General features: G+C 70.4%; 9 protein-coding genes. 4 read left to right on the forward strand and 5 right to left on the reverse strand.

All coding sequences use genetic code 11. The annotated features are described in order from the left end of the window. Window positions 1-240 precede the first annotated feature (240 nt). The 3 genes from ACGFSA_RS34040 to ACGFSA_RS34050 all read right to left on the reverse strand — a co-directional run bounded on the left by ACGFSA_RS34040 (window position 241) and on the right by ACGFSA_RS34050 (window position 4,207). Entirely contained in the window at window positions 241-1,419 is a 1,179-nt protein-coding gene (locus tag ACGFSA_RS34040; RefSeq protein ID WP_393309912.1) for an acyl-CoA dehydrogenase family protein, read from the reverse strand. 44 nt (window positions 1,420-1,463) lie between these two features. Next, a complete protein-coding gene (locus tag ACGFSA_RS34045; RefSeq protein ID WP_393309925.1) occupies window positions 1,464-2,546 on the reverse strand; it encodes a CaiB/BaiF CoA transferase family protein in 1,083 nt (360 codons plus the stop codon). 77 nt (window positions 2,547-2,623) lie between these two features. Continuing rightward, a complete protein-coding gene (locus ACGFSA_RS34050) occupies window positions 2,624-4,207 on the reverse strand; it encodes an aldehyde dehydrogenase family protein (protein ID WP_393309914.1) in 1,584 nt (527 codons plus the stop codon). Between the two features lie 143 nt (window positions 4,208-4,350). Between ACGFSA_RS34050 and gabT the strand changes: the two genes are divergently transcribed. Then, window positions 4,351-5,730, forward strand: coding sequence for a 4-aminobutyrate--2-oxoglutarate transaminase (gene gabT, locus ACGFSA_RS34055; protein ID WP_393309915.1), 1,380 nt, complete (start codon window positions 4,351-4,353; stop codon window positions 5,728-5,730). Window positions 5,731-5,881: 151 nt separating this feature from the next. Here gabT and ACGFSA_RS34060 read toward each other — a convergent pair whose 3' ends face one another. Then, window positions 5,882-7,411, reverse strand: coding sequence for a PucR family transcriptional regulator (locus tag ACGFSA_RS34060; RefSeq protein ID WP_393309917.1), 1,530 nt, complete (start codon window positions 7,409-7,411; stop codon window positions 5,882-5,884). A 162-nt stretch (window positions 7,412-7,573) separates the two neighbouring features. On the opposite strand from ACGFSA_RS34060, the gene ACGFSA_RS34065 reads away from it, so the two are divergent. Beyond that, complete coding sequence (locus tag ACGFSA_RS34065) at window positions 7,574-7,852, forward strand: hypothetical protein (RefSeq protein ID WP_393309918.1); 279 nt, start codon at window positions 7,574-7,576, stop codon at window positions 7,850-7,852. A 143-nt stretch (window positions 7,853-7,995) separates the two neighbouring features. After that, window positions 7,996-8,262: a hypothetical protein gene (locus ACGFSA_RS34070; protein ID WP_393309920.1), complete on the forward strand. Its 267-nt coding sequence runs from the start codon at window positions 7,996-7,998 to the stop codon at window positions 8,260-8,262. 48 nt (window positions 8,263-8,310) lie between these two features. Here ACGFSA_RS34070 and ACGFSA_RS34075 read toward each other — a convergent pair whose 3' ends face one another. Then, the gene (locus tag ACGFSA_RS34075) at window positions 8,311-8,802 is read right to left on the reverse strand and encodes a MarR family winged helix-turn-helix transcriptional regulator (protein ID WP_393309921.1); all 492 of its coding nucleotides are present in this window, start codon (window positions 8,800-8,802) and stop codon (window positions 8,311-8,313) included. Window positions 8,803-8,916: 114 nt separating this feature from the next. Between ACGFSA_RS34075 and ACGFSA_RS34080 the strand changes: the two genes are divergently transcribed. Next, window positions 8,917-10,278 (forward strand): pyridoxal phosphate-dependent decarboxylase family protein, encoded by a 1,362-nt coding sequence (locus ACGFSA_RS34080; RefSeq protein ID WP_393309923.1) that lies wholly within the window; start codon window positions 8,917-8,919, stop codon window positions 10,276-10,278. Window positions 10,279-10,454: the final 176 nt, after the last annotated feature.

Below are 10,454 nucleotides of genomic sequence, written 5' to 3' on the forward strand. Positions count from 1 at the left end.
GAAGCCTCAAGAACTCCCATCATCGCAGGTCACAAGGCTCTTCCTCGTTTCCGGAGAAGTTGTCCACAGACGTCAGCCGGTGGATCCGGGCTCAGTTCCCCCGGCCGGGCACCGGCACCCCCGAGCCCGGGGGGCTCCGGTCGATGCGGCCATGGGCCCTGCTTCCTGACGGGAGTGGATGGACCGGTCCGGGGCGCCGCCACCACCTGTCGGGCCCCGGACCGGAGGTGGTGGCGGCGCTCAGCGGTAGGCGCCGTGGCCGGTGAGGGCCTGGCCGATGACCAGCGTGTGGATCTCGCTGGTGCCTTCGTAGGTCAGGACGGACTCCAGGTTGTTGGCATGCCGCAGCGGCGAGTACTCCAAGGAGATGCCATTGGCCCCGAGCACGGTGCGGCACTCGCGGGCGATGGCGAGCGCCTCGCGGACGTTGTTGAGTTTGCCGATGCTGATCTGCTCGGACCGGATCCGTCCCTGGTCCTTGAGCCTGCCCAGATGCAGGGCGAGCAGCGCCGCGCTGCCCAGGGAGACGCTCATGTCGGCCAGCTTCTTCTGGGTGAGCTGGAAGGCGCTGATGGGCTTGTCGAACTGGATCCGCGTATCGGCGTAGCCGAGGGCCGCCTGGATCGAGTCGCGGGCTGCGCCGACCGCGCCGAACAGGATGCCGAAGCGGGCCTCGTTCAGGCAGGACAGCGGCCCGCGCAGGCCCTGGGCGTGTGGAAGTCGGGCGGAGTCGGGCAGGCGCACGTCGTCGAAGTACAGCTGCGACGTGACCGACGCGCGCAGCGACATCTTCTGCTTGATGTCCTGGGTGGTGAAGCCGGGGATGCCGCGAGGGACGAGGAACCCGCGGATGCCGTCGTCGGTCTGCGCCCAGACCGTGGCCACGTCGGCGATGCCGCCGTTGGTGATCCACATCTTGGTGCCGTTGAGGATCCAGTCGCCGCCGTCGCGGACGGCCCGGGTGCGCATGTCGGACGGGTTACTGCCGAAGTCGGGTTCGGTCAGGCCGAAGCAGCCGATCGCCTCGCCGGCGGCGAGGCGGGGCAGCCACTCCTGCTTCTGTTGCTCCGATCCCCACTTCCAGATCGAGTACATGGACAGCGACCCCTGAACGGACACGAAGCTGCGGAAGCCGGAGTCGGCGGCTTCCAGTTCCAGGCAGGCCAGTCCGTAGCTGACGGCGTTCGTCCCGCTGCAGCCGTACCCCTCCAGGTGCATGCCGAGCACGCCGAGCTTGCCCAGTTCCGGGGCGAGTTCACGGGCGAAGTGCGCGTTCTCGAACCAGTCGCCGATGTGCGGCCGTATGCGGTCGGCGACGAACTTCGCGACGGTGGCCTGGATCTCCCGCTCCTCGTCGGTGAGGACGAGGGTGAGATCGAGCAGGTCGAGGGGGTCCTTGACGGGCTTTGCGCCGTTCATCGTGTGCTCCTGGGGGTTCGGTAGTCGGTGGGTGGGTCGGGGAGTCATGCGTCCAACCAGGCCGTGAGGTCACCGGTGTGCTCGCCGAGCCGGGGCGGGCGGCGCTGGTAGCGGGGCGGTGTCCGGGACAGGCCGATGGGATTGGCCACCAGGTCCATCGACGGGCCGTTCGGGCCGTCCGGGCCGTCAATGGTGGCGCGCGGGGCGAGTCCGAGGTGCTCGGCGAGGTCGAATGCCTGGGCCAGGTCGTTGACCGGGCCGCAGGGAACGCCCAGCGGGGTGAGGTGCTCGAACCAGTCGGCGGCGTTGCGCGCGGACAGGAGCTTGCCCAGGTGCTCGGCGAGTTCGTCGACGTGGGCGACCCGGCTGGTGTTGCCGGCGAAGCGGGGGTCGGCGGCGAGTTCCGGAGCGTCGAGCCCCCGGCACAGGGCCGCGAACTGGCGGTCGTTGCCGACGGCGATGACCAGGGGCCGGTCCTTGGCCTGGAAGACCTCGTACGGTGCGATCGAAGGATGGCGGTTGCCCAGGATGCCGGGCACCTTCCCGGCCAGCGTGTATCCGCCGGCCTGATTGACCAGGCTGGACAGCAGGCACGTCAGCAGGTTGACCTCGACGTGCTGTCCCTCGCCGGTCGCGTCGCGGTGGCGCAGCGCGGCGAGCACACCGATCGCCGCGTGCAGTCCGGTGAGGACGTCCACCAGCGCCACCCCGGTCTTGACCGGCTGGCCGGGGGCCGGCCCGGTGACGCTCATCAGGCCCCCGACGGCCTGGATCAACAGGTCGTATCCGGGCAGCGCGGCTCCCGCGCCGGCCCCGAACCCGGTGACCGAGCAGTAGACCAGTCGCGGATTGATCTGCCGTGCCTGCTCATAGCCCAGTTGGTACTTGTCCATCGTGCCGGGCCGGAAGTTCTCGAACAGGATGTCCGCCCGCCGTACGAGTTCCTCCGCCCGCCGACGGTTGTCCCGGTCGCGGAGGTCGAGCGCGAGCGACCGCTTGTTGCGGTTGACCGACAGGTAGTACGTCGCCTCGTCGTGGGCGTGGGGCGGGCCCCATGCCCGTGTGTCGTCCCCGCCCTCCGGATGCTCGACCTTGATGACGTCAGCGCCGAGGTCCGCCAGGAGCATCGTGGCGTACGGGGCGGCCAGGACACGGCCGAAGTCGGCGATCAGCACACCGGACAGGGGCAGTGACGGTGAGTCGCTCACAGGTCTCCTCCTGAGCTGCGGAGGTAGACCGTGGTGGTCCTGGTGTAGAAGTCGCGGGCGGCGCGGCCCTGCTCCTTGGGTCCGTAGGCGCTGTGCTTCGTGCCGCCGAAGGGCACATGCGGATCGGCGCCGGCGGTCTCGGAGTTGATGTGCAGCACGCCGACCTCGATCCGGTCCATGGCCGCGGTCGCGGCGCGCAGGTTATCGGTGAACACGGCGGCCGCCAGGCCGAATTCGCTGTCGTTGACCAGGGACAGCGCCTCGTCGGCGTTGGCCGCGCGGCGGACGGCGAGCACCGGGCCGAACAGTTCCTGTGACCACAGCGGGTGGCTTCCCGACAACTCGACCAGGGTTGGCGGCAGGAAGGCGCCGGCTGCGCGGTCGTCGTCGTAGAGCCGGCCGCCGGTGAGGATCTGCGCCTGGGCGGACGCGCTTGTGGCCTCCACCGCCCGGTGGATCTCGTCGCGGGCCTGGAGCGAGACCACCGGCCCCATCTCGGTGTCCTCGTCCAGGGGGTCGCCGACGCGCAGCGCGGCGGCGCGCTTGGTGAGCAGGGCAAGGAAGTCGTCGGCGACCGGTTCCTCCACGATGAGCCGGGACGTCGCGGTGCACTTCTGCCCCGTGGAGCGGAACGCGCCGGCCAGCACCTCTCCCACGGCCAGGTCCAGGTCGGCGTCGGCGAGCACGACCGCCGCGTTCTTGCCGCCCATCTCGGTCTGCACCGGCCTGGCCAGTTGCCCGCAGGCCGCGATCAGGCTCCGGCCGATCGAGGTCGATCCGGTGAAGGTCACCGCGTCCACGCCCGGGTGCTCGACCAGCCGACCGCCCAGCGCCCCGTTCCCGATGAGCAAGGAGAGCACGCCCTGCGGCAGTCCGGCCTCCACCAGTGCCTCAGCCAGTCGCATCGCCAGCAGCGGAACCAGGCTGGCGGGCTTCCACACGACCGTGTTGCCGTAGCTGAGGGCCGGCGCGATCTTCCAGGCCGGAATCGCGATGGGGAAGTTGAACGGGGTGATGGCCGCGACCACGCCGATCGGCCGATGGACGACGTGGATCTGCTCGCCGGGCCGAGGCGAGGCGTACACCTCACCGATCGGGCGGGACGCCTCGCCGGCGTAGTAACGGAAGATCTCCGCGGCTCGCCGTACCTCGCCGACTCCCTCGGTGCGCGTCTTGCCCTCCTCCCATGCCAACTCCTCGCCCCACTGCCCGGCGTGGGCGCCCAGCACGTCGGCGGCCCGGTCCAGGATGCGCCCGCGGACGTGGTGCGGCGTCGCCGCCCAGCGCGGGAAGGCCTCACGGGCGGCGGCGACCGCCTCGTCCAGGTCGCGCTCCTGGGCGGCCTGTCCCACTGCCACCCGCTCGCCCGGGCAGGCCGGACTGACGTCCACCAGCGCGTCGCCTTCACCGTCCCGCCACTGGCCACCGACCAGGTGACGCAAGGACCTGACCGATCGGGAGATCCCGCTTGCCGTCGTGCTGCCCACGCTGTGTTGCATCGGCTTTCCCTTCTCGTCCGTCCGTGCCGCGTCCCAGCGCGCCGATGCCCGCTGAGGCAGCCGGCCCGCTGAGATCGTCATTCTGCGGAGCGAAGGGGTGGAAGAGCACCGGACGAGATGTCCTGGGCCGCTTGGCTCGGCCACTCCAATGTGTCCATGGCTTCGGGGGTCGAGGGGGTGCTTGGCTCGGCGTCCCCATCCCCGCTCTCTCCGGAGGACGCCCCATGCCCGAAGCTTCCCGACCGGCCGGTGGTCCCGACCTCGCCCAGGTACGCCGGATCGTCAGCGAGATCCCAGGTCCGCGCTCCCGCGAGCTGCTGGCCCGTCAGCGCAGCCTGGTCCCGGCCGGAGTCGGCGCGACCCTGCCGGTCTTCGTGACCGCGGCAGGCGGCGGGGTGATCGTCGACGCGGACGGCAACTCCTTCATCGACTTCGGCAGCGGCATCGCCGTGACGACGGTGGGCAACTCCGCCGCCGCCGTGGCCGAGCGCGCCGCGGCGCAGCTGCGCCGGTTCACCCACACGTGCTTCCTGGTCAGTCCCTACGAGTCGTATCTGGACGTGTGCGAGAAGCTCAACCGCCTCGCGCCCGTCCCCGGGGAGAAGCGCACGCTCCTGGTGAACTCCGGCGCCGAGGCGGTGGAGAACGCGGTCAAGATCGCGCGAGCCGCGACCGGCCGGCCGGGCGTCGTCGTCTTCGACCACGCCTTCCACGGCCGCACCCTGCTCACGATGAGCCTCACGGCCAAGAACCAGCCGTACAAGCAGGGCTTCGGTCCCTTCGTGCCCGAAATCCACCGCGCCCCGATGGCGTACTCGTACCGCTGGCCCACCGGTCCCGAGCGCTGCGCGGAGGAGGCCGCCTACGCCCTCGCCGATCTCTTGGACCGACAGGTGGGTGCGGACAACGTGGCCGCGGTCCTGGTAGAGCCCATCCAGGGCGAGGGCGGCTTCGTGGTCCCGGCTCGCGGGTTCCTGCCCCTGGTCGCCGGGATCTGCCGGGCCCGCGGCATCCTGCTGATCGCCGACGAGATCCAGACGGGCATCGCCCGCACCGGGCGGATGTTCGCCTGCGAGCACGAGAACATCCAGCCGGACCTGGTCACCACCGCGAAGGGCCTCGCGGGCGGTCTCCCCCTGGGGGCGGTGACCGGGCGCGCCGAGCTGATGGACGCGGTTCCGGCCGGTGGTCTCGGCGGCACGTTCAGCGGCAACCCCGTGGCCTGCGAGGCGGCGCTCGGTGTTTTCGAGGAGATCGAGCGGCACGACCTCCTGGAGCGGGCGCGTGAGATCGGCGACACCATGCAGGAACGCTTCGGCGAGTTCAGCGATGCCTACCCGGTGATCGGGGAGGTGCGCGGACGCGGCGCGATGGTCGCCATGGAGCTGGTGGAGCCGGACGGGGACCGCGTCCCCGCCCCCGACCTGGCGGCACGCATCGCCAAGCGCTGCCACGCGGAAGGCCTCCTGGTGCTGACTGCCGGCAGCTACGGCAACGTGCTGCGATTCCTGCCGCCGCTGTCGATCTCGGAGGCGCTGCTGGAGGAAGGGCTGGCGATCCTCGGGGACGCCATCGCCAAGGAGACGGCGTCCGCCGCCGTATGACAGAGCCCGCGGCCGTTCCACTGCTGCCCTCCAGGCCGGAGGCCGCACCGATCGAACGGCCGCGGATCGTCCATGGGCCAGGAACCCCGTGGAGCGGCCGATCCTGCCGTCCTCCTGCAGTCGGCGGCCCGAGGCCGCCGGTGGCGCGCCCCTACTCGCGCGAGTCGGGCGCCTGCCACGCCGAGAGGGCCAGCAGGATCTCAGCGCGCACGTGAGCCGAGCCCAGGTCCAGGTCGAGCAACTGCTGGACCCGGTCCAACCGGCTGCGCAGCGTGTGGCGATGCACCCCCAGGGCGGCGGACGCCGACTCCCACTGGCCGTTGTGTTCCAGGAAGGCGCGCAGCGAGACGAGCAGTTCGGTCCCGTGGGCCGCGTCGTACACGGCGAGGGGACCCAGCCGGGCCTGCGCCAACGACTCCAACACCGTTCTCGTCTCCGGGCGAGCGACCAGCACCTGACCGGCCAGCGACTCGAACGGGACCACCACCGAACACTCCCGCGCCTGTGCCACCGCCGAAGCGTTCAACGCCTCGCTCACGGCGGCCGGACCGTCCGCCACCGCATGGACGCTGCTCAGTCCGGCCCACGTGCGGCCGGGCAGCCGAACCAGGACACCGTCTGCGAGGGCCTGCGCGGTCTCCGCCTGCGCGCCGGGCAGCAACAGCACCGCACAATCCGCGTGCACGCCACCGAACAACGGCAGGCCTCGCTCGGCAAGCTCTTCCCCCGCGCTCTCTGACACACGCCGCGGGCTGACGCCGCGCAGCGCCAGGACACGGACACCGTCGCGGACCGGAAACCCCGCCTCGGCCAGATGGTCTGCCGCGGCCGGCGCCGCGACCGTTCCGTTCAGCAGCATGCGCAGGAACATGCTGTTCACCCGGTTCTGCTCATCGCGCAGCCGCAGGGGCTTCTCGGCCTCCAGGGCGATCAGTGACGCCGCGTGCCCGAGCAACAGATGGTCGACCGCTGCCAGGGGCCGCTCGGTCACCAGCACCAGCCGGCCGTGAACCCGGGGCCCGACGCGCACCTGCTGCGCCACCACCACTCCCTCGGGGCCACTGCTCACCGTCGCTGCCACCTGATCCGCCGGGCGCAGGTCGGCAAGCACCTGTGGTCCTGGCATACGTGCGCCGGGCGGATGTACAGCACGCGCTTTTCCCTCGTGATCGAGGAAGAGCACGGCGGTCCCGGTCGAAACGGCCAGCGCCCTGACCACCGCCTGCGCCCCGCCACGCAGCGCGGCGCGGGTCATCCGGGGCTGGATCCGCGACGCCTGGGCAACACCTTCGTACTGCTGCTCGGCGAGGCGCTCCATGACCGCCTTGGTCACGGCCACGAACGGTGTGGGCAGCGGCACCTCCAACAGCGGCAACCCGACATCCTGGGCCGCCTCCACGAGCGGGTCGGGGACCTGCTCGTGCGTCAGACCGACCCCGAAGCCGACGGCGGCGACCCCAGCAGCGGCCAGACGCGAGATGTAGTCCCTGCGGGCGTCAGCCGACCTCGGCAGCCTCAGCCCGGTGGTGAGCACCAGTTCGCCACCGCTGAGCCAGGGCGTCGGATCCGCCAACTCGATGCTGTGCGCCCAGCTCACCTCGCGGTCCAGCCCGGCCTGGCCTGCCAACACCTTCAGTCGCAGTTCCTTGCGCCGGACCAACCAGGTAAGGGGTACGCCCATGTCATCACCACCCACTGACCCTCAAAACCGTTGGCAACTTCACTTCACGGACCTGGACTCTCAGAGGCTGCCATATCGGCCGGCGTCCCTTGGCCGCGGGCCCGCCGAGCGAACGTACCGGACACGCCTCGCCCCGCTCGGCGAACCAGGAATCGGGCCGGAGTGACCGCTCTCATCCAATCGAGTCGTTTACTCAGCGAACCCAGTCGTTCCGCCTCCACGGCCCGCCTCGCGGAGTTCCCTGAGACAGCGGCCGAGCGAGCCCTTTGGTGGGAGGGACACATCCTGGAGGTGCTGCACGGCCTGCCGCTGGATGCTCCCGAAGGGGCGGTGCCGCGGCTTGAGTTCGACCCGAAGCGGCGTTCGCTGGCCGAGCGCGAGCGGACCAAGACAGCCGAGCTGACGGCGACCGGGCCGATGCCGCCACCAACCGGCAGCTGACCACCCTGGCCGGATGGCGGCGGTTCGCCGACACCCCCGGCCCGATCGCGCCTCCGGTCCTGCTGTCTCCCGGTGAACTGGGCCGGCTTTCCCCTCCCGAGCGGGCGCTTTATGACGAGGGCCGACTCGACCATCACGCCCGAATGCTCGTGGTTGCCACCTCGTTCGTCGAGAAGACCGTGGTCTGCGGCCGTCGGCTGGCCCTGCTCAACCGGCACGCGATCAGTGCCCGTCGCGGCCTGATGGTCTCTGGACTGCCCGGCACGGGCAAGACCAGCGCCATCAGCCAGCTCGGACTCGCCCACGAACTCCTCGACCGAGCCCGCCCTCAGGTGCTGGAACGGGCACTCGCGGACGCCAGCTCGCCCCGAGGGCGCTTCAACTTCCCGGGTGATCATGAAGAGTCCTGAGCAATGCCTCGTTACAGCGGCAGACCCTGCACAGGGCGGCCGGTCATGTCACTCGGCAGCCTCGCGCAGGGCCCTGTCGATCTCGCTGAGCGCCCGCGTCATCCGTACGTAGTCCTCGGAGTCCACCGGCTTGACGAAGTAGTCCTCCACCGTGCGGGCATGGACGGCCACGGCCTGGAGGAACACGGTTCGGCCCTCATCGGTCGGTTCGACCAGGGCTACCCTGCGGTCCCCGGGTGACGGCACGCGGCGGACCAGCCCCGCTTCCTCCATGCGGTCGATCAGCCGGGTGGTGCCGCTGCTGGTGAGCGTGAGGTCGTCGGCGAGGTGGCGCTGGGAGACCTCCTCGCCGGACTGCCGGCAGAGCCGTAGCAGCACTTCCAGCATCGTGTGGCTGATCCCGCACTCCCGCCGCAGTTCGGCGTCGATCCGCCGTTCCAGGCGGGTGGCGGACTTGATCAGCAGCCCGAAGTCGCGCACGAGCGGGCTGCTGGCGGCACGGGCGGCGGCTTCCTGGTCCCACTGGTTCACGGCGTTCATCTGCCGAAGTTTACTGCCCGGTCACCTACTCACACATCGAATACTGAGCAATCAATTGCTGACTGCTCAACTAAGTCGTATCGTGGGCGTGCCCCACGAGAGAGAGGGAGATCAGTGGACCTGAAGCACTGGCTCGGCCGAGCCACTGACGCGATACAGGACTGGGCCGACACCTTCGGCCCTTACCAGCCCCACCCGTCCACCGAGGTCGACAACGACCGCTTCGCCGCTGCCTTCGAGGAGCTCACCGGACGGCTCAAGGACAACTACCCCTTCTTCCATCCGCGTTACGCGGGCCAGATGCTCAAGCCCCCGCACCCCGCCGCAGTGGTCGGCCACCTCGCCGCGATGCTGATCAACCCCAACAACCACGCCCTGGACGGCGGCCCCGCCACGGCGGCGATGGAACGCGAGGCCGTCGCACGGCTCGCCGAGATGTTCGGCTACGACACCCACCTCGGCCACCTCACCACCAGCGGCACCATCGCCAACCTCGAAGCCCTCTTCGTCGCCCGGGAACTCCACCCCGACCGGGGCATCGCCTACAGCGCCGACGCCCACTACACCCACGGCCGCATGTGCCACGTCCTCGGTATGAAGGGCCACCCCGTACTCACCGACGACCGGGGCCGCATGGACCTCGGCGCACTCGAAGACCTGCTGCGGGCGGGAGAGGTGGGCACCGTCGTGCTCACCACAGGCACCACCGGACTGGGCGCCGTGGATCCCGTCCACGAGGCCCTGCCCCTCGCCGAGCGCCACGGCGTCCGCGTCCACGTCGACGCCGCCTACGGCGGCTTCTTCACCCTGCTGGCCGGCCTCGAAGGAGCCGAAGGGCTACCGCCCGAGCCGTGGCGGGCGATCGCGCGGTGCGACTCGGTCGTGGTCGACCCGCACAAGCACGGCCTCCAGCCCTACGGCTGCGGAGCCGTCCTGTTCCGCGACCCCGAGGTGGGCCGCTTCTACCTCCACGACTCGCCCTACACCTACTTCACCTCCACCGAACTCCACCTCGGCGAGATCAGCCTCGAATGCTCTCGCGCTGGCGCCTCCGCCGCCGCCCTGTGGCTCACCTTCCAGCTCCTGCCGCCCACCCCCGACGGACTCGGCCGAGTACTGGCCGCCGGCCGGCGAGCGGCCCTAAGTTGGGCGGAGCTGATCGACACGTCCGACGTCCTGGAGCTCTACCAGCAGCCTGAGCTCGACATCGTCAGCTACTTCCCCGTCGTCGCCCCGGCCACCCTGACCGGCATCGACACCGCGTCCGCGCGCATCCTCGCCGACGGGATGACCAGTCCCGACCCGGTCTTCCTGAGCACCCTCAAAGCCGGCAGCGAGGCGTTCACCGCACGCCATCCCAAGATCACCGCAGACGCCGACGGCGCGCGTATCCTCCGCAGCGTCCTGATGAAGCCGGAGTCCGAGCACCACGTCGAACGCCTCCACGCCCGGGTGGAGGAGATCGCCCGGCGTTGATGACCTCCGGGGAGGCCAAGTGCATCTCGCCTGCTCATACGACCGAGCACAGGCATCGGCAGCCCTACGACACTCAGGAAGACGACTCTGGTGCGCAATTCTCGGCGGCTGCTTGACCGGTAGGTGATGATCGTTCCTGCGGTCGTTACGTGTCGTCCGGCCGTGGAGGGTGGGTT

The sequence above is a fragment of the Streptomyces sp. NPDC048496 genome (assembly GCF_043200055.1).
GTDB lineage: Bacteria > Actinomycetota > Actinomycetes > Streptomycetales > Streptomycetaceae > Streptomyces.